Source organism: Arthrobacter sp. TE12231 (assembly GCF_054062895.1).
On record NZ_JBSSFS010000001.1, the window covers coordinates 39,205 to 62,431 of the forward strand.

General features: G+C 67.0%; 22 protein-coding genes, 1 tRNA gene and 1 riboswitch. Of the genes, 13 read left to right on the forward strand and 10 right to left on the reverse strand.

Annotation, left to right across the window (positions count from 1 at the left end):
* The first annotated feature begins 124 nt into the window (after positions 1-124).
* Positions 125-3,667 (forward strand): bifunctional proline dehydrogenase/L-glutamate gamma-semialdehyde dehydrogenase, encoded by a 3,543-nt coding sequence (locus ACVWYS_RS00140; RefSeq protein WP_456508023.1) that lies wholly within the window; start codon positions 125-127, stop codon positions 3,665-3,667.
* A gap of 104 nt (positions 3,668-3,771) precedes the next feature.
* Here ACVWYS_RS00140 and ACVWYS_RS00145 read toward each other — a convergent pair whose 3' ends face one another.
* Positions 3,772-4,149, reverse strand: a complete 378-nt coding sequence (locus ACVWYS_RS00145; RefSeq protein WP_237563498.1) for a hypothetical protein — start codon at positions 4,147-4,149, stop codon at positions 3,772-3,774.
* 259 nt (positions 4,150-4,408) lie between these two features.
* Complete coding sequence (locus ACVWYS_RS00150) at positions 4,409-5,263, reverse strand: LysR substrate-binding domain-containing protein (RefSeq protein ID WP_116767901.1); 855 nt, start codon at positions 5,261-5,263, stop codon at positions 4,409-4,411.
* Positions 5,264-5,418: 155 nt separating this feature from the next.
* Here ACVWYS_RS00150 and ACVWYS_RS00155 point away from each other — a divergent pair, with 155 nt between their 5' ends.
* Positions 5,419-6,792 (forward strand): MFS transporter, encoded by a 1,374-nt coding sequence (locus ACVWYS_RS00155; protein WP_456508024.1) that lies wholly within the window; start codon positions 5,419-5,421, stop codon positions 6,790-6,792.
* 111 nt (positions 6,793-6,903) lie between these two features.
* Here ACVWYS_RS00155 and ACVWYS_RS00160 read toward each other — a convergent pair whose 3' ends face one another.
* From ACVWYS_RS00160 to ACVWYS_RS00170, 3 genes are all read right to left on the reverse strand, one after another.
* A complete protein-coding gene (locus ACVWYS_RS00160) occupies positions 6,904-8,064 on the reverse strand; it encodes a N(5)-(carboxyethyl)ornithine synthase (protein ID WP_456508025.1) in 1,161 nt (386 codons plus the stop codon).
* Positions 8,061-8,210 (reverse strand): hypothetical protein, encoded by a 150-nt coding sequence (locus ACVWYS_RS00165; RefSeq protein WP_018774018.1) that lies wholly within the window; start codon positions 8,208-8,210, stop codon positions 8,061-8,063. The genes ACVWYS_RS00160 and ACVWYS_RS00165 overlap by 4 nt, the downstream gene beginning before the upstream one ends.
* A gap of 110 nt (positions 8,211-8,320) precedes the next feature.
* Positions 8,321-8,394, reverse strand: a tRNA-Gly gene (locus ACVWYS_RS00170).
* A gap of 277 nt (positions 8,395-8,671) precedes the next feature.
* On the opposite strand from ACVWYS_RS00170, the gene ACVWYS_RS00175 reads away from it, so the two are divergent.
* Together ACVWYS_RS00175 and dcd are read left to right on the forward strand one after the other, a co-directional pair.
* A complete protein-coding gene (locus ACVWYS_RS00175; RefSeq protein ID WP_456508026.1) occupies positions 8,672-9,118 on the forward strand; it encodes an SRPBCC family protein in 447 nt (148 codons plus the stop codon).
* Positions 9,119-9,196: 78 nt separating this feature from the next.
* Positions 9,197-9,772, forward strand: a complete 576-nt coding sequence (dcd, locus tag ACVWYS_RS00180) for a dCTP deaminase (protein WP_091254534.1) — start codon at positions 9,197-9,199, stop codon at positions 9,770-9,772.
* A gap of 25 nt (positions 9,773-9,797) precedes the next feature.
* Here the strand turns inward: dcd and ACVWYS_RS00185 are convergent, their stop codons facing one another.
* Genes ACVWYS_RS00185 through ACVWYS_RS00195 form a run of 3 tightly spaced genes read right to left on the reverse strand, consistent with a single transcriptional unit; the run spans position 9,798 to position 12,924 of the window.
* Positions 9,798-10,994, reverse strand: a complete 1,197-nt coding sequence (locus ACVWYS_RS00185; RefSeq protein WP_456508027.1) for a cation:proton antiporter — start codon at positions 10,992-10,994, stop codon at positions 9,798-9,800.
* 5 nt (positions 10,995-10,999) lie between these two features.
* Positions 11,000-11,482, reverse strand: coding sequence for a cation:proton antiporter regulatory subunit (locus ACVWYS_RS00190; RefSeq protein ID WP_091254529.1), 483 nt, complete (start codon positions 11,480-11,482; stop codon positions 11,000-11,002).
* A gap of 38 nt (positions 11,483-11,520) precedes the next feature.
* Positions 11,521-12,924 (reverse strand): MFS transporter, encoded by a 1,404-nt coding sequence (locus tag ACVWYS_RS00195; protein WP_456508028.1) that lies wholly within the window; start codon positions 12,922-12,924, stop codon positions 11,521-11,523.
* 203 nt (positions 12,925-13,127) lie between these two features.
* Here ACVWYS_RS00195 and ACVWYS_RS00200 point away from each other — a divergent pair, with 203 nt between their 5' ends.
* Genes ACVWYS_RS00200 through ACVWYS_RS00230 form a run of 7 tightly spaced genes read left to right on the forward strand, consistent with a single transcriptional unit; the run spans position 13,128 to position 20,432 of the window.
* The gene (locus ACVWYS_RS00200; protein WP_456508029.1) at positions 13,128-16,166 is read left to right on the forward strand and encodes a Na+/H+ antiporter subunit A; all 3,039 of its coding nucleotides are present in this window, start codon (positions 13,128-13,130) and stop codon (positions 16,164-16,166) included.
* Positions 16,163-16,777, forward strand: a complete 615-nt coding sequence (locus ACVWYS_RS00205) for a Na(+)/H(+) antiporter subunit C (RefSeq protein ID WP_116767894.1) — start codon at positions 16,163-16,165, stop codon at positions 16,775-16,777. The genes ACVWYS_RS00200 and ACVWYS_RS00205 overlap by 4 nt, the downstream gene beginning before the upstream one ends.
* Positions 16,774-18,399 (forward strand): Na+/H+ antiporter subunit D, encoded by a 1,626-nt coding sequence (locus ACVWYS_RS00210; protein WP_344360698.1) that lies wholly within the window; start codon positions 16,774-16,776, stop codon positions 18,397-18,399. The genes ACVWYS_RS00205 and ACVWYS_RS00210 overlap by 4 nt, the downstream gene beginning before the upstream one ends.
* Complete coding sequence (locus ACVWYS_RS00215; RefSeq protein WP_116767892.1) at positions 18,396-18,941, forward strand: Na+/H+ antiporter subunit E; 546 nt, start codon at positions 18,396-18,398, stop codon at positions 18,939-18,941. Before ACVWYS_RS00210 ends, ACVWYS_RS00215 begins: the two co-directional genes overlap by 4 nt.
* Positions 18,938-19,216: a monovalent cation/H+ antiporter complex subunit F gene (locus ACVWYS_RS00220; RefSeq protein ID WP_116767891.1), complete on the forward strand. Its 279-nt coding sequence runs from the start codon at positions 18,938-18,940 to the stop codon at positions 19,214-19,216. The genes ACVWYS_RS00215 and ACVWYS_RS00220 overlap by 4 nt, the downstream gene beginning before the upstream one ends.
* Complete coding sequence (mnhG, locus tag ACVWYS_RS00225) at positions 19,206-19,601, forward strand: monovalent cation/H(+) antiporter subunit G (RefSeq protein ID WP_456508030.1); 396 nt, start codon at positions 19,206-19,208, stop codon at positions 19,599-19,601. Before ACVWYS_RS00220 ends, mnhG begins: the two co-directional genes overlap by 11 nt.
* A 60-nt stretch (positions 19,602-19,661) precedes the next feature.
* Positions 19,662-20,432 (forward strand): ion transporter, encoded by a 771-nt coding sequence (locus ACVWYS_RS00230; protein ID WP_456508031.1) that lies wholly within the window; start codon positions 19,662-19,664, stop codon positions 20,430-20,432.
* A gap of 23 nt (positions 20,433-20,455) precedes the next feature.
* Here ACVWYS_RS00230 and ACVWYS_RS00235 read toward each other — a convergent pair whose 3' ends face one another.
* Positions 20,456-20,716 (reverse strand): DUF4235 domain-containing protein, encoded by a 261-nt coding sequence (locus ACVWYS_RS00235; RefSeq protein WP_344360707.1) that lies wholly within the window; start codon positions 20,714-20,716, stop codon positions 20,456-20,458.
* Between the two features lie 118 nt (positions 20,717-20,834).
* Between ACVWYS_RS00235 and ACVWYS_RS00240 the strand changes: the two genes are divergently transcribed.
* Positions 20,835-21,593 carry a DUF4386 family protein gene (locus ACVWYS_RS00240; RefSeq protein ID WP_456508032.1) on the forward strand — a complete coding sequence of 253 codons (759 nt, stop codon included), beginning with the start codon at positions 20,835-20,837 and terminating at the stop codon, positions 21,591-21,593.
* On the opposite strand, the gene ACVWYS_RS00245 is transcribed toward ACVWYS_RS00240, so the two are convergent.
* Positions 21,590-22,135, reverse strand: a complete 546-nt coding sequence (locus ACVWYS_RS00245; RefSeq protein ID WP_456508033.1) for a heme-degrading domain-containing protein — start codon at positions 22,133-22,135, stop codon at positions 21,590-21,592. The genes ACVWYS_RS00240 and ACVWYS_RS00245 overlap by 4 nt on opposite strands.
* Positions 22,136-22,321: 186 nt before the next feature.
* A riboswitch (TPP riboswitch) is annotated at positions 22,322-22,465 on the forward strand.
* 66 nt (positions 22,466-22,531) lie between these two features.
* Between ACVWYS_RS00245 and ACVWYS_RS00250 the strand changes: the two genes are divergently transcribed.
* On the forward strand, positions 22,532-23,179 hold the full coding sequence (locus ACVWYS_RS00250) for an ECF transporter S component (protein ID WP_456508034.1): 648 nt from the start codon (positions 22,532-22,534) through the stop codon (positions 23,177-23,179).
* Positions 23,180-23,227 lie beyond the last annotated feature (48 nt).

Genomic DNA, 23,227 nt, shown 5'->3' on the forward strand with positions numbered 1-23,227 from the left:
ACGTGGTTGAAGGTTCAGTTTTTCTAACTGGTATTGCTCAGAAAACATCGCTTTATCTTATGAAAATACGGTCGCATACTGATTCATAAGAGGTCCACATCTTGAGAAAGAACGAGTTTCAGCCATGACCAACATCTCCACTGAGTCCGGCGCGACCACCGGCAGCGCCGCGGGCAATGAAGCCGCGCACGCCGCGGTTTCGGAAGGCTCGACGGTCCTTGAAGCCGCAGCCCTGGCCGAGGACACCATCGCGCTGGTGCGCCACTGGCTCACCGAAGCCGCCACGGTTCCCGTCGACGCCTCGGCCGAGCAGCTCGCCGGAGTCCTGAAAGACCCGAACGGCCTGGACTTCACGGTCGGATTCGTCGACGGCGTCGTCCGTCCGGAAGACCTGCAGGTTGCCGCCCGCAACCTCGCCGCCCTGGCCCCCAAGGTCCCGGCGTTCCTGCCCTGGTACATGCGCAGCGCCGTCCGCCTCGGCGGCACCATGGCCCCGGTCCTGCCTCAGGTGGTCATCCCGGTGGCCCGCCGCGTGCTCCGTGAAATGGTCGGCCACCTCATCGTCGACGCCACTGACGCCAAGCTCGGTCCGGCCATCGCCAAGATCCGCAGGGACGGCATCAAGCTCAACGTCAACCTCCTCGGCGAAGCGGTCCTAGGCGAACACGAGGCCTCCCGCCGGCTCGAGGGCACCCATGCCCTGCTGTCCCGCCCGGACGTCGACTACGTCTCCATCAAGGTCTCCTCCACGGTGGCCCCGCACTCCGCGTGGGCGTTCGATGAGGCCGTGGAGCACGTCGTGGAGAAGCTGACCCCGCTCTTCACCCGCGCGGCGTCGTTTGCCGCCGGCGGACAGAAGGCCAAGTTCATCAACCTGGACATGGAGGAATACAAAGACCTGGACATGACCATCGCGGTCTTCACCCGGATCCTGGACAAGCCCGAGTTCAAGAACCTCGAGGCCGGCATCGTGCTCCAGGCGTACCTGCCCGACGCCGTTGCCGCCATGATCCGCCTGCAGGACTGGGCCTCAGCCCGCCGCGCCGAGGGTGGCGCCGCGATCAAGGTCCGCGTCGTCAAGGGTGCCAACCTGCCGATGGAGCAGGTGGAAGCCTCCCTGCACGACTGGCCGCTCGCCACCTGGAACACCAAGCAGGATTCGGACACCAACTACAAGCGCGTCATCAACTACTCGCTGCACCCCGACCGGATCCAAAACATCCGGATCGGCGTCGCCGGCCACAACCTCTTCGATATCGCCTTCGCCTGGCTGCTGGCCAAGCAGCGCGGCGTGGAATCCGGTATCGAATTCGAGATGCTGCTTGGCATGGCCCAGGGCCAGGCTGAAGCCGTCAAGAAGGACGTCGGCTCCCTCCTGCTCTACACCCCGGTGGTCCACCCGGCCGAGTTCGACGTCGCGATCGCTTACCTGATCCGCCGCCTCGAAGAGGGCGCCAGCCAGGACAACTTCATGTCCGCCGTCTTCGAGCTCAGCGAGAACGAAACGCTGTTCGAGCGTGAGAAGCAGCGCTTCCTCGCCTCCCTCGCCAAGCTCGACGACGAGGTTCCGCCGCCGAACCGCCGGCAGAACCGCGCTCTCCCGGCCGCGCCGCTGCCGCACGATGCGTTCGAGAACACCCCTGACACTGATCCCTCGCTGCCCGCCAACCGCGACTGGGGCCGCGCCATCCTGGGCCGCGTGGCAAACTCCACGCTGGGCAACGCCGCCGTCGAGGCCGCCACGATCAACGACGAGGCCACCCTGAACGCGGTCATCGCCACCGCCGTCGAAAAGGGCAAGGCCTGGGGCGCACTCTCCGGCGCCGAGCGCGCCGAAATCCTGCACCGGGCCGGCGACGTCCTCGAGGCCCGCCGCGCCGACCTCCTCGAGGTCATGGCATCCGAGACCGGCAAGACGATCGATCAGGGCGACCCCGAGGTCAGCGAGGCCGTCGACTTCGCGCACTACTACGCCGAATCGGCCCGCAAGCTCGACGACGTCGACGGCGCCACCTTCGTCCCGTCCAACCTCACCGTCGTGACCCCGCCGTGGAATTTCCCGGTCGCCATCCCGGCCGGCTCCACTCTGGCCGCCCTCGCCGCCGGCTCCGCCGTCGTGATCAAGCCCGCCAAGCAGGCCCGCCGCAGCGGTGCCGTGATGATCGAGGCTCTCTGGGAGGCCGGTGTCCCGCGGGACGTCCTGACCATGGTGCAGCTGGGCGAGCGGGAACTCGGCCAGCAGCTGATCTCGCACCCGGCCGTGGACCGCGTCATCCTGACCGGCGGCTACGAGACCGCCGAGCTGTTCCGGTCCTTCCGCAAGGACCTGCCGCTCCTGGCCGAGACCAGCGGCAAGAACGCCATCATCGTCACCCCGAGCGCGGACCTGGACCTTGCAGCCAAGGACGTGGCCTACTCCGCGTTCGGCCACGCCGGCCAGAAGTGCTCCGCCGCCTCGCTCGTGATCCTGGTCGGTTCCGTTGCCACGTCGAAGCGGTTCCACAACCAGCTGGTCGACGCCGTCACCTCGCTGAAGGTCGGCTACCCGGAGGACCCGGCGACCCAGATGGGTCCGATCATCGAGCCCGCCAGCGGCAAGCTCCTCAACGCGCTGACCACCCTCGGCGAGGGTGAAACCTGGGCCGTGGAACCGCGGAAGCTGGATGCCACCGGCAAACTCTGGAGCCCCGGCGTGCGCTCGGGCGTTCGGCGCGCATCTTACTTCCACCTCACCGAATTCTTCGGTCCCGTCCTGGGCGTCATGACGGCGGAGACCCTGGAGGAGGCCATCGCGATCCAGAACCAGATCGACTACGGCCTCACCGCGGGCCTGCACTCGCTCAACAGCGAGGAGCTCGGCCTCTGGCTGGACACCATCCAGGCCGGAAACCTCTACGTCAACCGCGGCATCACCGGAGCGATCGTCCAGCGCCAGCCGTTCGGCGGCTGGAAGAAATCCGCCGTCGGCGCCGGCACCAAGGCCGGCGGCCCGAACTACCTCGTCGGCCTCGGCGAATGGGCCAGCAAGCCCAGCACCGCCGCCGTCACCCCGGCCGCTGCACCCGCCCACACGGGAGTACGCCGGATCGAAGACGCGGCCAAAGGCTTCCTGACAGCCGACGAGATCGCGCCGCTGCAGCGCGCCCTGGCTTCCGATGCCCGGGCCTGGGCCGAGGAATTCGGCACCTCCAAGGACGTGTCGGGCCTGAGCGCCGAACGCAACGTCTTCCGCTACCGCGCCCTGCCCGTCACGGTCCGCCTCGCCGAAGGCGAACCGCTCGCCGGCCTCGTCCGGACCGTGGCCGCCGGTGTCCTCGCCGGGTCCGCCCTCACAGTCTCGACCGCCGTCGAACTGCCCGCCCAGCTGAGCGCCGTCCTGTCCGGCCTCGGCATCGCCGTCACCGTGGAGAACGACGCCGACTGGCTGGCTTCCGCCGGCACGCTCGCCGCGGCAGGCAAGCTGTCCGGCGCCCGGATCCGGCTGATCGGCGGAAACGCCAAGGCACTGGCCGAGGCCACCGGCGGCCGCCCGGACCTGGCGGTCTACTTCCACCCGGTCACCGAAGCCGGACGCGTGGAACTGCTGCCGTTCCTGCACGAGCAGGCCATCAGCATCACAGCGCACCGATTCGGCACCCCGAACCACATCTCGGATGCCCTGATTTAGCCCGAGCGTGCCAGAACTCTAGGCCGGGCGTGCTAAAACGCCGTCGCCGCCGTGCAGCACCGTTGGGTGCGGCGCGGCGGCGATGGCGTTAAGCGCGGAGCCGCCTAGCCGAAGTACCAGCCTGGCGGCACCCACGAGGCCGGGACCGCGTGGGCCGAGAAGTCATCGCAGCCGGAGCAGAAGTAGGTGACCTCGCCGAGCTTGCTGACGGAGCCGTCCCGGCGGTGCGCGGCCGGGATGAAGGTCTCCAGGTAGATGAATTCGTCCGTGCCGCAGCGTTCGCAGAACGGGCTGGCAACAAAATCGGACTCCGCCAAGGTGGCCGGGCGAATTCCCCCGCGGCCCAGGCTGGAGTACTGGGTGGTAGCGGGGTGCTGAATCGTGGCGCCGTGACGCATCGGGGACGTTGCCGGTCGGGCGGACGTAGTCGCGTGGGCGGCGGCCGGTGCGGACAGACGGGGGTGGTTTATGGCTGGCATCATTGTCGGCCTATCCCGAACGCTCTGGCGCCAGCCACAGGGCATCAGCGACGGACAGCGTTCGTTTTTTCGAATCGTTGTCGTGGGCCTCTGCTTGACCTCGGACGATTAATCTTGAGTAGTGTCAGGATAGATGAAGTACCTGCACCGTTCAATGGTCAAGTAAGTACTCCTCGCTACCTTCGTGGTCTGTCAGGTAAGTACCCCGCCCACGTGTGCCGCAGACTAGATGCCATGGACGGGCCGGCGGGCCGCCCGCGCCCTAGGCCGGGCGCTTCAAAGTTCGGCCCACGATCGCCTGGGTGAGCGCATCGATCACTTCGGTATTGGCCAGGGGATTGCGGATGAGGGTGAAATCGACGTCGCCCACGGGCGGCAGATCGAAGCGGCGGGTAATGATCTTCAGATCCTCCGGGACCAGCGAGAAGGGCATCACGGCCACCCCGATGCCGGCCCGGACGGCGGCCAGCACGCCGCTGATCTGCCGAGTGGTGCAGGTGATCCGCCAGGTCCGGCCGGTGGCCTCAAGGGCGTCGATCGCGAGCTTCCGGCTCAGGCTGGGGGAGGGGTACGCGATCAGCGGCACCGGATCGGCCGGATCCAGCACGGTCTGCTCCAGCCCCACCCAGGCAAAAACGTCCTGCTGGACCACGGTCCCGTCCTTGGCCCCCGCCACCCACTTCACAAAGACCAGGTCCAGCTGCCCCGCGTTGAGGCGCTTGTAGAGCTGGTCGCTCTGGCCCACCGTGAGTTCGAGGTTGATCTGCGGATAGATCTGGCGGAACTCCCGGAGAATGCGGGGCAGCCCGGTGATGGCGAGGTCGTCGGCCGTGCCGAAGCGCAGGCGCCCGCGCATGGCCGATCCGGAGAAATACCGGGCGGCGGCGTCGTGCGCGGCGAGGATGCTCCGGGCAAACCCGGCCATGGCATCGCCGTTGTCCGTCAGCCGCACGTCGCGGGTGTCCCGGGCGATCAGCACGCGCTTGGCGGACGCCTCCAGCTTGCGGACGTGCTGGCTGACGGTGGGCTGCGCAAGGCCGAGGCGTTCCGCGGCCTTGGTGAAACTCAGGGTTTCGGCCACGGCCAGGAAGGAGCGGAGCTGGGCGGGTTCGAACATGTTGGTCTCCCGGATCGGGCGGCTCGGGGCGTGCATTGCGAACGATGTATTGCGTTTTGTAATGCTAGTTATGCGCTGAATAGGCTTCCATAATCTCTTGGGGCCAGCCTAGCGTTAAGTCCATCCCGCTCACCCGCTCTTTTGAGGACTTTGCCGTGGCACCCCCTCCGCCGCTCGAGGCTAACGCAGCCGCCCTGCCAGACACCATCACCCAACCGATCGCCGTCGTCAACGAGCGCCTGCCGTGGCGCCACACGTTCATCTCCCTGAAGGTCCGCAATTTCCGCATCTTCGCGATCGGCCATTTCATTGCCGTGATCGCGCTCTGGATGCAGCGGATCGCCCAGGACTGGCTGGTGCTCCAGCTCTCCGGGTCCGTCACCGCCGTCGGGATCACTGTGGCCCTGCAGTTCCTGCCGTCCCTGTTCCTCGGCCCCTGGGCCGGCATGATGGCGGACCGCTTCGCAAAGCGGAAGATCCTCATGCTGTGCCAGTCCGTCGCCGCCCTGTTGGCGGCAACGCTCGCCGTGCTGGCCCTCAGCCAGCAGATCGAGGTCGCGCACGTTTATGGGATCGCGCTGGTCCTGGGCCTCGTGACCGTGCTGGACCAGCCGGCCCGTCAGGTGTTCGTCAACGAACTCGTGGGTCCCCGCTACCTGCGCAACGCAATCAGCGTGAACTCCACGATCTTCCAGCTCGGCGGACTGATCGGTCCTGCCGTCGCCGGGATCCTGCTGACCGCCGTCGGTGCGGGCTGGGCCTTTGCCGCCAACGCCGTGGCCTGCTGCTTCACCGTGTCCATGCTGCTGAGCCTGCGGAAGGACCAGCTGCATGTCAGCAGCCCGGTCGCCAAGCGGCGGGGCATGCTGAGGGAAGGGCTGAACTATGCGCTGAGCAAGCCCACCATCTACTGGCCTTGGCTGATGGCCGGGTTCATCGCGGTGTTCGCGATGAGCCTGCCGGTGCTGCTGGCCGCGTTTGCCGACCACGTGTACGACGCCGGTGCCGGCGGCTATGGCCTGCTCAACACCCTCGTGGCACTCGGGGCGCTGGCCGGGGCCATCACCTCGGCCCGGCGGCGCGAACTGCGGCTGCGCTCAGTAGTCCTGGGCGCCGGAATGTACGGCCTCATGTTGTGCCTGGCATCCCTGGCGCCGTCGATGCCCTGGTTCGGTGCGGCGATGGTGCTGGCCGGGTTCTGGTGCCTCATGTTCCTTACCGCCGCGAACCAGCTAGTCCAGGTCAGCGCCAACCTGGCAATCCGCGGGCGCGTCATGAGCCTGTACATCATGGTGCTGATCGGCGGGCAGGCGATCGGCGGCCCGATGATCGGCTGGCTCGCCGAACACGCGAACCCGCACACGGCTGTCCTCATCTCCGGAGGGGTGCCGGTGCTCGCCGCGGCAAGCGTCGCCGTCGTCCTGGCACGGCGGGGGCAGCTCATGCTCAAGGTGGATCTGAAGGACCGGCGCCGGCTGCTGCGGATCGTCCCGAGCCAGGGCCGGCGGCAGACATCCGCCGCGTCCTAGCTTTCCGCGCCGATACCGGACAGCCGCGGCGTGGATCCACGCCGCGGCTGTCTTTTTTCGCAGCGGAAAGCACGAAACCGTGCCGAAACCCGGGTCGAGCCGCCGGCGGTACTAACCGGCCAGCGGCACGTGCGGGTAGTCCGGTTCCCGGTGCTGGAACTGCAGCACATCCGGGTTCTGGACGACGCCGCCGCGGATTTCGATCGCACGGCGGATGGTCTCGTTCGCGTTCCAGGCTTCGGGGCCGGCAATCACGGTCTCCAGGAACGGCAGGAGCGCCTCGCTGATCTCCCAGCTGGAGGAATCCCAGAGGTAGGACGGGCTGTGGTCCACGGCGTAGTAGTCGATGTGGTCCCCGACCTTGAACATCGGCTTGGCGAACGTGGTGGTTTTCGCCCAGCTGAAGCCCATGCCCTCGTCGCAGGACACATCCACGATCAGGCTCCCGGGCCGGAAAGCGGCCAGGTCCTCCGTGCGCAGGTAGGTCAGGGGCGCGTTGGGGTCCTGCAGGGTGCAGTTGACCACGATGTCGCTCTCGGCGAGGAATGGTGCCAACGGCACGCGCCCGCGCTCGGTGATGACCTCGCTGAGGTACGGCGCTTCGCTGTCGTGGTCGAACTGCGCGATCCGGACCGAGTGGATGGGCGAGCCCACTGCGGCAACACCGCGGTTGGTCAGCACCTGCACGTCGTGGACGCCGTGGGCGTTCAAGGCAGTTACCGCGCCGCGGGCCGTTGCGCCGAAGCCGATCACGACGGCGCTCAGCCGGCGGCCGTAGTCCCCGGTGGACCCGGTCAGCGCCAGGGAATGCAGCACGGAGCAGTAGCCGGCGAGCTCGTTGTTCTTGTGGAAGACGTGCAGGCCGAAGCCGCCGTCGCTGGCCCAGTGGTTCATGGCCTCGAAGGCGATGAGCGTGAGTTTCTTATCGATCGCCAGCTGGGTGATGGCCCGGTCCTGGACGCAGTGCGGCCAGCCCCAGAGGACCTGACCGTCGCGGAGTTCGGCAAGGTCTTCGGGCTGCGGCTTGGGCAAGAGGACGACGTCGGCGTCCGCCAGCAGCTGCTGCCGCGGCGCGATGCGCCCCACGAGGGGCGCGAGGTGCTCGTCCGACACGCCGAAGCGCTCGCCGTAGCCTTCCTCGAGGATCAGCTGCTCCCGGATCTCCGGCGCGATGCGGTCCAGGTGCAGGGGATGGATGGGGAGGCGTCGCTCGTCCGGCTTTCGGGTGCTGGCGAGGATGCCGAGGGTGAGGCGGTTCGGGGACCCGGTCACTTCTTTTTGGGGCTCGCCGTCTTGGCAGCGGTCACTTTGTCGAGGGAGCTGGCCGGCGCTGATGCGGCCCTCTTGTCAGCGCGCTTTTCCTTGATGGATTTGCCGGATTTCTTGGATGCTGCTTGACGGGGGGACTTGTCAGCCATGATTGCTCCTGTAGCGGAACCGAAGAGGTTCCTGACTTCTGACGATACAGGTAGGAACCTAATGGCAGGCCGGAGCGGGGCGGCGTAGCGCCGGAGGCGGAGGGGAGGATTGGAGCGGCTGACGGGAATCGAACCCGCGTATCAAGCTTGGGAAGCTAGCGCTCTACCATTGAGCTACAGCCGCAGTGGGACTGTCCAAAGTGCTGGACTTTTGCCCCGGTGAAACAACGAGATTTACATTACCCCAGTCTGGCGGCGAGGTTGAACACGCCACGTCCGCGCGTTGGCGGATAGGCGGCCGGATCGCCGTCCGCCACGTCTCATAACTCTTCGGACACTCTTGGGCGAAAGCCCGTCACAGGACCCGGTGCGGTGGCCGGTGCTGTCTATCCTGAAATGGTTAGCTGCAGTTCCGGGGAAGCGGGCTACGCCCAATAACCGTCCGCCGAGCAAGGATTTCCGTGGCATTTGCAGAGTACGACGTCGTTATCCGCCGCGACGCCATGAGCGTCTATAACTACCTCATGGACCCTGGCCACCTGCCGCTGTGGCGGGACGGGGTCCGGAGCGTAGAGCTGCTTTCCGGTGCGGCCGGCGCCAAAGGCGCCGTGTACCGCCAGACGGTTGCCGGACCGGGCGGACGCCCTGTGGCCGCGGATTTCGAAATCGTCGAGGCGCGGCCGGGCGCGGAAATCCAGTACCAGGTCATCGCCGGGCCGGCCCGGCCGCACGGCGGCTACTACCTGAGCACGGAGGGACCCGGCACACGCGTCCGCTTCGCCCTGAACTGCGAGCCCAAGGGATTCCTGGCCCGGCTGACCAACCCGTTGCGCCGTCGGATGAAGGCTGAGGTCGGCCAGCTCGACCGGCTCAAGTCCATCCTGGAACATATGCCCGCCGCGGAATAGACGGGCCGGGGAAGTAACACTCGGCGTCCGTGCCGGTCCGTGAAGCCGGGTCGGGCGCTGTGCGGTATTTTTGAACCTGTGCTGATCTCTGACCGCGACATTCGAACCGAAATCGACTCCCAGCGGATTGTCCTTGAACCGTTCGACCCGGCGATGGTCCAGCCGTCCTCGGTGGACGTCAGGATCGACAAGTTCTTCCGGCTGTTCGACAACCACAAGTACGCCCACATTGATCCGGCCGAGGAGCAGCCCGAGCTGACCCGCCTGGTGGAGGTGGAATCCGGCGAGCCGTTCATCCTGCACCCGGGCGAGTTCGTCCTGGGCTCCACCTACGAGACCGTGACGCTGCCGGATGACATTGCGGCCCGGCTCGAGGGAAAGTCCTCGCTCGGCCGGCTCGGTCTCCTCACGCACTCGACGGCGGGATTCATCGACCCCGGGTTCTCCGGCCACGTCACGCTGGAGCTGTCCAACATGGCCACGCTGCCCATTAAGCTGTGGCCCGGCATGAAGATTGGCCAGCTGTGCTTCTTCCGGCTTTCCTCGGCCGCCGAGCACCCCTACGGTTCGGGGGAGTACGGCAACCGCTACCAGGGCCAGCGCGGCCCGACTGCCAGCCGCAGCCACCTGAATTTCCACCGCACCGACATTTAGGGCCGTTTCCGGCGCAGTCTCAGGCTTACGCTTGCCCCGATGTCCGGACAGCCGGGCGCCGGACCGGGCGGCGCAGCAGCCGGACGACTGGTTCCACGAAACGGGCGGCCAGCGGCCCCGCGATCGCCATGATCAGAACATAGGCCGTGGCGAGGGCCGCCAGATCCGCGGGCACCACACCCGAGGCAACGGCGAGGCCGGCGATGACAATGGAAAATTCGCCGCGTGCGATCAGGGCGGCCCCCGCGCGGAAGCGGCCGGGAATTCCAATGCCGGCCCGTTTGGCCGCCCAGAATCCGGTGATCATCTTGGTGGCTGCCGTCACCAGGGCCAGCAACAGCGCCCAGCCCAGGACGGGCGGGATGGACCGTGGGTCCGTGTTGAGGCCAAAGACAACAAAGAAGATCGCCGCGAAAAGGTCCCGGAGCGGCTCCAGGATGCGGGTGGCGCTGTGGGCCGTGGCGCCGGAAATCGCGATGCCGAGCATGAACGCGCCTACCGCCGCGGAGACCTGCATGGCGGCCGCGAGCCCCGCCACCAGCAGCGCAGCACCGAGCAGATTGAGCAGGAAGACCTCGGAGTTCTCACTGTGCACGGCTTTGGACACGTGGTGGCCGTGCCGGAGGGCCACCACCAGGACCAGGGTGACGACGGCGAGGGAGATGCCCACGGTCTGCAGGCCCATCAGGAAACTGACTCCGGCCAGTGTGGCGGTCAGGATCGGGAGGTACACGGCCATGGCGAGGTCCTCGAACACCAGGATGGCGAGGACCACCGGGGTTTCCCTGTTGCCGATCCGGCCAAGATCGGTGATGACTTTCGCCGCGATCCCGGACGATGAAATGTACGTCACCCCGCCCATCACCATGGCTCCCACGACGCCCCATCCCAGCATCAGGGCGAGCCCTGCGCCGGGCAGGAAATTGAGCAGAAGGTCCAGGACGCCGGCCTGCCAGGACCGCCGCAGCCCGGTGACGAGCTCGGCCGCCGTATATTCCAGACCCAGCATAAGCAGCAGGAGGATGACGCCGATCTCGCCGGAAAGATGGGCGAACTCGTGCATCCCTTCGAGCTTGACGAGGCCTCCGGCGCCGAAGAACAGACCGCCCACCAGGTAGAGCGGAATAGGGGACATGCCGATCCGCCCGGCCAGTCTGGCCAGCAGGCCGAGACAGAAGACGACAGCCCCCAGCTCGATCAGGGTCAGCGCGAGCGGATCCATCCCGCTTATCCGTTGCGAAGAATGCTGGCCGCCGTGTCCAGGCCTTCTTGCGTTCCGACTGCGACGAGGAGGTCGCCGGGGTGGAGGACGACGTCGGGCCCCGGCGAGGGGAGGACCTCGCCCTCGCGCATGATGGCCACGATTGAGACGCCGCTGCGGGTCCGGATGCAGGCCTTTCCCATCGGCTGGTTGTGGAAGGGGGATTCGGCACTGATTGAGAACTGGCGCGTCACGATGCCCGGGACTTCCCGGTGTGCTTCCGAGAGCTGCATGGCGAGGCGCTGGCCACCCAGGAGGTTGCCCAGGGCGGCGGCCTCGTCCGCCGTCAGCGGAATGGAGGCCTGGCAAGTATCAGGGTCGTCCCAGGTCGAGACGATGAGTTCCGTTTGGCCTTCACGGTATTCGACCACGCCGATCCGGCGTCCCGAGGCAGTCATGAAGTCCTTGCGCCGGCCGAGGCCGGGGAGGTCCGTCTCATCCACGTTCATATCTTCAGCCTAGTGCGCGAACCGGAAATTCGGACGCCTCAGGCCGCGGGGACGACCGCGATTTCGGTTCTGTCCGGGGCCTTGACCGGCAGGAGGACGAGCAGGCCCGCAAGCAGCACCACCATGATGCCCAGGATGCCCCAACGCTGGGCCTCGCCGGTGGCCGTGAGGGGGGTGGCGACGGTGATGCACAGGGTAAAAAGGGCCGGGGCAAGGAAACTCACGGCCCGGCCTGTGGTGGCGTAGAGCCCAAAGAGCTCGCCGGATTCCCCGTGCGGGGCGAGCCGGGCGAGGTACGCGCGGGAGGACGACTGGGCCGGTCCCACGAAGAGGCACAGGAAGAGGCCGAAGATCCAGAAGGTGGTGGTGCCGGCCCAGGCCAGGCCGAGGAATTCGTAGCTTCCGTTGCCGAGCACCAGGATGGCGGTGCCCGCGAGCAGCAGTCCGGCCAGGGACGCAATGATCACGGCCTTCGGCCCGATCCTGTCATCCAGGAAGCCACCGAAAACGGCCCCGGCGGCCGCCACGACATTTCCGAAGATCGCGAAGAAGATGACGTCCTTGAGCTCGAAGCCAAAGGTTCCGGCCGCGATCACGCCGCCGAAGGTAAACACGGCGGCCAGACCGTCCCGGAAGATGGCGCTGGCGAGGAGAAAATAGATGGTGTGCGGGCTGGTCCGGTAGATCGCCTTGATGCGCCTGACCAGCAGGCCGTAGGAGGCGAAGAAGCCCAGCCGTGTGTCCCGCCCGGCGCGCGGCAACTCCGGCACGGCGAAGAGCACGGGCAGGGCGAAAATGAAGAACCACAGGGCCGAAAACACTGCCACAAGCCGGATGTTGAGGCTGTCCGTGGTGGAGGCGCCAAACCAGTCGAAGCTGGGCTGGACAAACAGCTGGAGCACAATCAGCAGCGCCACAATGCCGCCGAGGTACCCCATGCCCCAGCCGAAGCCGCTGACCTTGCCGATGTTCCGCGGGGTGGAAATCTGCGCGAGCATGGCGTTGTAGTTGACCCCCGCGAATTCGAAGAAGACGTTGCCCAGCGCGATCAGCGTGACGCCGAGAAGCAGGAATTCCGGCCGCGGGAAGACGAAGAAACACAGCCCGGTCAGGACCGCGACGGCGGCCGTGTTGACCCCCAGCCACAGCTTGCGCCGGCCCCCGGTGTCCGAGCGCTGCCCGGTGACGGGGGCCAACAGGGCGATGGCCACGCCGGCAACGGCCAGCGCGGCGCCCAGGACCGCCGAGGCTTGGTCCTCGCCGCCGAAGGCCCTGGAGGTCAGGTAGACGGTGAAAACGAAGGTTGTCATGACGGCATTGAAGGCTGCCGAGCCCCAGTCCCACGACGCCCACGCGAGGATCCGACCCTTGTGCGAGACGGGACTTCCCGCTTCCAGTTCCGACGACGGTCGCATGGCCTCGGGGGCGGCGGCAGTGTTCATAGCCAGAATCGTAGCCGCCCAGGACGCCCGCGGCCTGTCCCCCGCGGGAGTCCCTGGCGGCTTTTGCTACGAATTATTCAGTGGCCGGCGTCCCTGCCAAAAGAATTTGTACACGCTTGGTAAACTGTCCGCACCGAACCTAACAAATGAACCGCCTGCTCTAACTTGCTGACAATCGAATTTCTGACGTTGCGGAGACACCAGTGATCACAGTCCTTGCCGTGCACTTTGCGGTGGCTGTCGTGGCCCCGCTGCTGTTCCGAAAGTTCGGCAGGAATTCGTTCTATACCCTGGCCGCGGTTCCCGCGGCCTCCTTCATCTGGCTGCTCCTGCAGCACGATGCCGTTTATTCAGGGGCAGTCAATTCAGACAGCGCGATCGCCGAGGCGATCCCCTGGGTTCCCGCCCTCCAGCTGGAACTCGCGTTCCGGATGGACGCGCTGGCCTGGGTCATGTCCCTGCTGGTTCTTGGGGTCGGCGCGCTGGTGCTGGTCTACTGCGCCCGTTACTTCAAGAACAAGGACGACTACCTCGGCGGGTTCGGGGCCCAACTTCTGGCCTTCGCCGGTGCCATGTTCGGCCTCGTCACCGCTGATGACCTCCTGCTGATGTTCATCTTCTGGGAACTGACCACGGTGCTGTCCTACCTGCTGATCGGCTACGCCCGGACCAGGCTGTCCGCACGGCGCTCGGCGCTGCAGGCCCTCATGGTGACCACTGCCGGCGGACTGGCCATGCTAGTGGGGCTCATCATCCTGGGTTCGACGGCCGGAACCTACCGGATCCAGGCCATTCTGGACATGGCCCCCGCGCTCGTCACCGGCCCCGCGGCAGGCGCCGTGAGCGCCGCCGTCGTCCTGATCCTGATCGGTGCGATCACCAAATCCGCCCTGGTTCCGTTCCACTTCTGGCTCCCCGGAGCGATGGCCGCCCCCACGCCCGTGAGCGCCTACCTGCACGCCGCGGCCATGGTGAAGGCGGGGATCTACCTGGTGGCCCGGCTCGCCCCCGGGTTCGCCGGGATCCCGCCGTGGCTGCCGATCGTGCTGGGCCTGGGCCTGGCGACCATGCTGGTCGGCGGCTACCGGGCCCTCCGGCAAACCGACATCAAACTCATCCTCGCCTACGGCACCGTGAGCCAGCTGGGCTTCCTGACCATGGTGGTGGGCCTCGGCACTCCCGACGCGGCGCTCGCCGGACTCGCCCTGCTCTTGGCGCACGGATTGTTCAAGGCCACGCTGTTCCTGGTGGTGGGCATCATCGACCACCAAGCGGGGACACGGGACATCCGCAAGCTCTCCGGCGTCTACGGCTCGGCCCGGGCACTGGCGGTGGTAGCGACGATCGGTGCGGCCTCGATGGCGGGCGTCCCCCCGCTGGCCGGCTACGTCGCCAAGGAATCGGTGTTCGAGGCCTTCATCCAATACAGCTCGGAGTCCGGGACCGGGCCCTGGCTGCTGGGAGGCGTGGTCCTCGGCTCCGTCCTGACCTTCGCCTACAGCGCCCGCTTCATGTGGGGCGCCTTCGCCGTCAAGCCCGGCGTGGAGCCCACGGCATTCAAACCGATCAAACCCGCCTTCCTTGCCGCACCGGCAATCCTGAGCCTCCTCACGATCCTGTACGGCCTGTGGCCCGCCGCCGTCGACGGCTGGATCCAGCCCTATGCGGAACTCTTTGTGGACGGCTCCGGCTCCTCGCCCGGCCACCTGGCGCTGTGGCACGGCGTCACCCCGGCCCTGGGGCTGACCGCGGTGACGTTCGCCCTGGGCCTGGCCATGTTCTACGGCCGCAACGCCGTGGCCCGGCTGCAGGCCTTCGTGCCGGGCTGGATCGACGCCGACCGCGCGTACCAGCAGACGATCGGCGCGCTGGACGACACCGCCGTCTGGGTCACCGGCCGGACCCAGCGAGGCTCGCTGTTCTTCTACCTCTCCGTCATCCTGACCGTGGCGTTCGTCCTGCCGCTGACGGCGCTGCTCGTGGCCAACAAGCCGCTCCCGCCCGGACTCTATGTCATCGATCCGGGCTCGCCGCTGCAGCTGGTGGCCGGTGCGGGAGTCGTGATCGGCGCGCTCGCCGCGGTCCGCGCCAACAAGCGGTTCCTGGCCGTCCTGATGGTGTCCGTCACCGGCTACGGCATTGCCCTGATGTTCGCGCTGCAGGGCGCCCCTGACCTCGCGCTGACCCAGATGCTGGTCGAAACGATCATTCTGGTGGCGTTCGTGCTGGCCATGCGGAGCCTCCCCGCGGGGCTGCGGGACCGCACCGGCGGGAAATACCGGGTCATCCGCGTGGTGATCGGCCTGGCGTTCGGCGCCACCATGATCTTCGTGGCCATCTATGCCCTCGGCGCCCGCGTGGCCGAGCCGGTCTCCCTGCAGTTCCCGCAGCTGGCCTACGAGGGCGGCGGCGGCCTCAACGTCGTCAACGTGACCCTCGTGGATATCCGCGCCTGGGACACCTTTGGCGAGATCTCCGTCCTGGCCCTGGCCGCCACCGGCGTGGCCAGCCTCATCTTCGTCCGAGGCCGCGGCGACCGCATCCGGACGGCCGCCACAGTCGCGGAAGGGACCGTCGGCCGGTTGACCGGGGCCCGGGGCAGCACCCGGGACGATGCCGCCCTGGCCATGAACCGTCGGTTCGCTGCAGCCACCCGGGACGCCTGGCTGGTGGCCGGCCGGACTCTGGCCCCCGAACGCCGCTCGATCATCTTCGAGGTGGTCACCCGCCTGATCTTCCACTCCATGATCGTGTTCTCCATCTATCTGCTGCTCGCCGGCCACAACCTGCCCGGCGGCGGCTTCGCCGGCGGCCTCACAGCCGGACTCGCCCTGACCATCCGCTACCTCGCCGGCGGCCGCTTCGAACTGCGCGAAGCCACGCCGGTCGGCGCCGGTACCCTGCTGGGAATCGGCCTGGCCACCGCCGCGGCCGCCGGAATGACGCCGCTGCTGCTGGGCGGACAGGTGTTCCAGAGCGCCATCGTCGAACTGTGGCTGCCCGTGTTCGGCGACATCAAGTTCGTCACCTCGACCATCTTCGACATCGGCGTGTACGTCGTCGTGGTCGGCCTGGCCCTGGACGTGCTGCGCAGCCTGGGGGCCGAAATCGACGAGCACTTCGAGGAACAGCCCGAGCCATCCGACGAAGGGCCGTCCGACGAAGGGCCGTCCGACGGCGATGAGGTCGGTCTCCCGGCTGAAACAGCCGACGCGGAAACGACAGCCAGGGGGAAAGCATGAGCGTCAATCTGACCCTGCTGACTGTCATGGGGGCCCTGTACGCCTGCGGCATCTATCTCATCCTTGAACGCAGCCTCACCCGGGTCCTGCTGGGCCTCATGCTGCTGGCCAACGCCACCAACCTCCTGATCCTCGCCACCGGCGGGTACGCCGGTCTGGCGCCGATCTTCGACAAGAACACCCCCGCCGGGGACTACAGCGACCCCCTCCCGCAGGCCCTGATCCTGACCTCGATCGTGATCTCCTTCGCCGTCACGGCGTTCATGCTGGGCATCATCTACCGGACCTGGGTCCTGGCCCGCCAGGATGAAATCCAGGACGACGCCGAGGACCGCCGCGTCGCGGAAACCCCGAGCTTTGACGCCGAGGACGATTCCGTGATTCCGGTCGAGACCTCGGAGTTTCCGCTGGCGATGATCGGCTCCGACGGCGCCGGGCTGGTGGACACCCCTGTCGGTGGAGGTCCGGGTCCCGGATCCGGTTCCAGCCAGGGAAGCGGTGCGGCCGCGGTCATGTCCGGCGACCGCCCGGTGCGGGCCGAACAGGCCGCCTCCGAAGAACAGCCCGGCTCCCTGAACGTTGACCCCAGACCGGAAGGAGGCGGACAGTGAACATCGCCAGCTTTGCCCCGCTCGCCGTCGTACTCCCCATCCTGGGCGCCGCCCTGACGTTCCTGCTGATCCGGCACTCCCGGGCCCAGCGGGCTGTCAGCATCGCCATCCTGACCGTGACCCTGCTGCTGGAATGCTGGCTGCTGGCCTCCGTTTGGGAGGGCGGGACGGCCGCGGTGAATATCGGCGGGTGGATGCCGCCCTGGGGGATCGTGCTGGTGGTGGACCAGTTCTCCTCGCTCATGCTCGTGGTGTCCTCGGCCGTGAGCCTTGCAGTGCTGATCTACGCAACCGGACAGGGCATGGCCGACGGCGACCGCGACGCGCCGGTCTCGATCTTCCACCCGACCTACCTGATCCTCGTCGCCGGGGTATCCAACGCCTTCCTCTCCGGAGACCTCTTCAACCTCTACGTCGGCTTTGAGATCCTGCTGACCGCCAGCTACGTGCTCATCACCCTCGGCGGCACGGGACCGCGCATCCGGGCCGGCGTGACCTACGTGGTGGTCTCCGTGGTGTCTTCGGTGCTGTTCCTGATCGCGATCGCCATGATCTACGGGGCCACCGGCACCATCAACATGGCGGACCTCGCCATCAAGCTCGGCGACCTGGACCAGGGCACCCGGACGCTGCTGCACGTCATGCTCCTGGTGGCCTTCGGCATCAAAGCCGCCGTCTTCCCCCTCTCTTTCTGGCTCCCCGACTCCTATCCCACCGCGCCGGCCCCCGTCACCGCGGTGTTTGCCGGGCTGCTGACCAAGGTGGGTGTCTACGCCATGGTCCGCACGGAGACGCTGCTCTTCCCGGGGGATGCACTCAACGCCCCGCTCATGGTCGCGGCGCTGCTGACCATGGTGGTGGGAATCCTCGGCGCCCTGGCCCAAAGCGACATCAAGCGACTCCTGTCGTTCACCCTCGTCAGCCACATCGGCTACATGGTGTTCGGCCTGGCCATGTCCACGGTGGCCGGGTTGGGCGCCGCGGTGTTCTACGTGGCCCACCACATCACCATCCAGACCAGCCTGTTCCTGGTGACCGGCCTGATTGAACGCCGGGGCGGCAGCTCGTCCATGGACCGCGTCGCCGGGCTGGCCAAGCTCTCCCCGGTCCTGGGCGTGCTGTTCTTCATTCCGGCCATGAACCTGGCCGGCATCCCGCCGTTCTCGGGCTTCCTGGGCAAACTGGGGCTCCTGCAAGCGGGCATCGAACTCGGGACGCCGCTGGCCTACGCACTGGTGATCGGGGGAGTGCTGACCAGTCTGTTGACCCTGCTGGCGATCGCCAGGGTCTGGAACCGGGCGTTCTGGCGCAAGCCCGAGGACGCGGAACACCCCGATCCGGTGCTCCTGGCGGCACCGGAGGATTCCGCGACCGGAGACCGGGCCGGCCGGACCAACGTGACCCTCCTGCCGCGCACCATGGTGGGCTCCACCCTGGGCCTGGTGCTCTTTGGCGTGGCCCTGACCGTCTTTGCCGGGCCGTTGTTCAAGGTCGCGGACCAGTCCGCCCACGAGATGCTGGACAGGTCCGCCTACATCCACGCCGTGCTTGGCGAGGACGCCCCGGTCCCGCCGGTGCCGTCGGCGGTCCGGCCCGGCCAGCAGCAGGGCGGCGGGAAATGAACCGGAAAAGGATCTCCCTGCGCCAGGAACTGCCGCTGCTGGTGTGGCTCGTGTTTGTCTGGGGTGCCCTGTGGCAGAACTTCAGCCCCGGCAACCTCCTCTTCGGCGCCCTCATCGCCGTGGTCGTGGCGCGGGTTTTCTACCTGCCCCCGGTGGAACTCGGCGGCCGCTTCAACGTGCTCCGCGCCGTCCCCTTCGCCGTCGTCTTCCTCGGAAAAGTCGTCGCGGCCAGTTTCCAGGTCCTCTACCTCGCCGTGGTCCGCGGCCCGGACGTGGTCAGCGCAATCGTCGCCGTGCCGCTGCGGAGCCATTCGGACCTCCTCGTGACGGCCACCGGGCACGTGATCTCGCTGATTCCCGGATCACTCGTGGTGGAGGTGGACAGGTCCACGTCCACCCTCTACATTCACGGCATCAACGTCCGCAACGCCCAAGACGCGGCCAAGCTGCGCAAGGAAGTCCGCGACACCGAGGCCGGGCTGATCAGGATCATGGGGACCAAAGAGGAACTGTCCGCACTTGCCCAGGAGGCCGCCGCATGATGCAGATCGTCCTGACGGTGACAGCCGTCGTACTTTCCCTGGCCGCCGCGGGGGCGATCATCCGGATCGCGCGGGGCCCGTCGCTGCTGGACCGGGTGCTGGCCGCCGACGTGCTCCTGGCCATCTTCGGTGCGGCCCTGTGCATCGACATGGCCGCTAACCGGCACCTGAACAACCTGATGCTGCTGGTGGCTATTTCCCTCATCGGGTTCGTCGGCTCGGTCACCGTGGCCAGGTTCGTGGCCGACCGGAGGGAGAACGTCCGTGAATCCTGAAACAGTGATCGACGCCGTCTCTGCCGTGTTTATGGTGGTCGGCGCCCTGATGTCCCTCGGCGCGGCCGTCGGACTGCTGCGGTTCCCGGACCTCATGAGCAGGATGCACGCCGCCACCAAACCGCAGGTCCTGGGGCTCTTCCTGCTCCTGGCCGCCCTTGGCCTGCAGATGCGCACCTGGTGGGTGTGGCCCGTCCTGGTGGTGGCGTGGCTCTTCCAACTGCTGACCGTCCCAGTTTCAGCCCACATGGTGGGGCGGGCCGGCTACCGCACCAAGCACCTTCACCCGGAACTGCTGAGCGCCGACGAACTTGAGGCCGTCGTTCAGAAGGCCGCCCGGCAGGCGGCTGCCCGCCATGGAACGGACGACGACGCCGACCGTTGAGGGTGGACCGATACGAAAATAGTGGCGGCCGCGCGGCTGCTTGCGTGCCAGAATCCTCACATGACCAAGGAACGCAGTGAACTGAAGAGCATCGGATACGAGATCTTCATCGGTATCCTTTCGATCCTGTCGATCGTGAATCTCTTGCTCTTGTATGCCGTGCAGGAGAAGTCGCTCGACACCGTACTCACCGTGATGAACTCCGTTTTCAGCGCGATCTTCGTCGCCGACTTCCTTTACCGGATCTTCACCGCGCCATCGGCGGGCGCCTATTTCTTCAAGCACTTCGGCTGGGCCGACCTCTTGGCGAGCGTGCCTGTGGCGCAATTCAAGATCCTGCGCATCTTCCGGCTGATCCGGGTGTACCGCCTGCTCCGCGATGTCGGCATCCGCACGATCGGCCGCGCGCTGAGCAAAGATCGGGCCGGCAGTTCCCTGTACATACTGCTGCTCATGGGCATATTGGTGCTGGAATTCGGAAGCCTCTCGGTGCTCCGCGTCGAGCAGGGCGCCCCGGGGGCCAATATCAGGACCGCTTCGGACGCCCTCTGGTACACGATCGTCACGATCTCGACAGTCGGATACGGAGACCAATATCCGGTCACGGATGCGGGCCGTATTATCGGGGCAGGCATCATTGTCATCGGTGTCGGCATCTTCGGTACGTTCACCGGTTACCTTGCCAACTTCTTCCTGTCGCCCAAGAAGAAGGAACCCGCGCCGCTAGTCGATGCGGCCGACACGGGTACGGTCGAAGGACTCCGCCTGCGCCTCGAAGAGTCCGAAGCCAAGCTCACCGAGATCAGGAAGCTGCTCGTCGAGCCAAGCTAGTCAACGTCCTTGAAATGCCCTCGTTAGACGACGTCCTGGGTCTTGGCGAAGCGGGTGATCGCGCGCTGGGTGCCGCGGTTGGCGAGCACCTGGATGACGGTGCTGACCGCGGCCGAGATCAGCGCGAACGCCAATGCGTGGTGCAGCGTGGTGGGGACGTCGTCGTTGTCCGTGGGCGGCTTGCTGCCCGTGGACTTCTCCCAGACGGTGTCAACGAGCTTGGCGCCGGCGTAACCGGCCAGGAGGCTGACGCCGGTGCCGAGCAGCTTGATGAAGAGGTTCATTCTTCGTAACTCCTTAAGGGAGGAAACAGGGCTGCCCCTAGCCTAGCGTTCCTTGCCCGGGCATCCAGACAGGGCCAACGCCCCTGTATTGCCTCGCCCGCCGGACGTACTTTTGAGCATGGAACAGCCCCGGACCCGCCCGCTCGGCCATGCCCGGGGCGCCGCGGCGGACAGTCAGAGCTGGCGGCAACTCTACTTCTGGGCCGGAATCTCCGCCGTCGCGTTCGTGGCGTTGTTGATCGTGGCAGTGGTTCTGGACGCCATTGCCCCGCCACCGATCCACGGCGGTGCCGAAACCCTCGAGTTCATCGCCGGGCACACGGCGGTCTACGTCGCCGAACAACTCCTGTGGACCGTGCCCAACATTCTTCCGGTTCTGGTATTCGTGACCCTCTTCGTGGCACTCGCCCCGCTGAACAAGAGCCTGGCCCTCATGGCCACGGTGATCGGCGCCCTGCCGTGGGCGCTGTTCCTGGCCGTTCCGGTCACGAGCCGCGGATCGATGATCCTGGTCAATCTCAGTGACAGCTACGCGAACGCGATCGGCACCGCCGGGGCCGATGCCCGGCTCCGCTATGCCGCCGCGGCGGAGGCGCTGATCGCCGAGAACAACACGCCTGCCGCCGTCGGCGTCCTGTCCGCGCTCGGCATCCTGCTGATGTCGCTGACCATGCTCAAGGGCGTGCTGCCCCGTGCGGTGGCCTGGCTCGGCGTGGCCGCGGGCGCGGTTGGCGTGGTGGCGGAGGTACTCCGGTTCGCCGTTCCGGAGGTCTACCTGGTGTACGGCATCCTGATGTGGGCCTGGTTCACGGCGGTGGGGATTGCGCTGATCCGGCTGTCCCGGAGGACGCCGCGCGCGGACGGCGCCGCCGCCTAAGCTCCCGGCGTGAGGACCGTCCGTAAAGCCTCGACCACGAGGTCGTGGTCTGCCTTCTGCGGCAGCCCGGAGACAGTCACGACGGCTACGGCACCGGTGCCGCGCACGTAGATGGGGAACGCTCCGCCGTGGGCGGCGAACTCCATCTGATCGAACCAGGCGTTGTCCTCGATCCTTCCGCCGGCAGCGCGGGCCCGGAGGCCCACCAGCAGGGACGGGACCTCGTAGCGCTGGGCCGTGCGCTTCTTGGCGTTGATCCAGCGTTCGTTGTCCGGAGTGGCGCCGTCCAGCGCCGCGTGGAAGAGCACCTGCTCGCCCTTGGTGATGTCGACGGCGATGGGCAGCGAGCGTTGCCTGCCCAGTTCGACCAGGAGCAGCCCGAGGTCCAGGGCATCGTCCTTGCTGAACGATGCGAACTGGAGCGCATCCATTTCGGCCAGCACGCGGCCAATGAGCGCCGCCAGGGAACCGTGCGGTTGCGGCTCGCTCGAGTCCGGGTCGTACTCGGCGGAGGGATCTGGCGTGGCCGGTGTGTGCGTCAAAATGGTCCAGCTTTCCGGTGGGCGACAAGGCCGCCCGCTCGCGGGTCCGGGGGCCGACACGTCGACTCTACCAAGCGGCTCTTCCCGGCCGCGGGGTGCGCCTGGGGCAGGCCGCGGATTGTGACAGCACTCCACTGATAACCCGGGCCGTTCGGGTGTAAACTGAGCCAGCCCACAAGGGCGAAATAATTACGACAGGGGAGCGCCGCCGTCGGGCATCGCCGGAAGAGTCCGGGGAAACCAGTGGTGGGCGCTGAGAGTGCGGACAGCCGCAGACCCTCGAACCTGATCCGGTTAGTACCGGCGCAAGGGAGTCGAGTTCTCAGGGTGCGCGGAGGGCGGCGGAAGCCGAGGCCGGCCGGAGCACCCTCCCCTCCTGTTCCTCAGGAGGACGACATGACAGATATTTCAGCACAGCATGGTTCCAGCAGCCGTTCATCGGCCCGGCGCACCTACAACTGGCGTGTGGTGGACATTGTGGTTGCCGCCTTGATCGCCGTCGCCGGGGGCGTCATCTTCTGGGCCTGGGATCAGGGCGCGAACCTGATTTCCACCCCGGTCAACACGATCTACCCGCCGCTCAGCGGACTCTACGCCGGCGGATGGATGATCCCGGCAGTGCTCGGCATGCTCATCATCCGCAAGCCCGGGGCAGCCCTCTTCTGCGAGACGGTGGCGGCCACGGGCGAGCTGATCATGGGCTCGCAGTACGGCACCACGGTCCTGATCTCCGGAGTCCTGCAGGGCCTCGGCGCGGAACTGGTGTTCGCGGCCTTCCTCTACAAGAAGTTCAACCTCCCGGTGTCCCTCCTGGCCGGAGCCGGCGCGGGCCTCTTCTGCGGCCTGAACGACTCCTTCCTGCCGTGGGGCTGGAACATTGCCTACGAAGCCGGCGACAAGCTCGCCTACATCGTCTTCACCACCATCTCCGGCGCCGTGATTGCCGGCGGACTGTCCTGGCTCGCCACCCGCGGCCTGGCCAAGACCGGCGTGCTGGGCTCCTTTGCCTCCCGCAAGGCCGCCACGGAGCCTGTCTTCTCCTGAACCACGTTCCTGCACCCACTCCGGAACGGCCCTCTTGGAATTGCACAG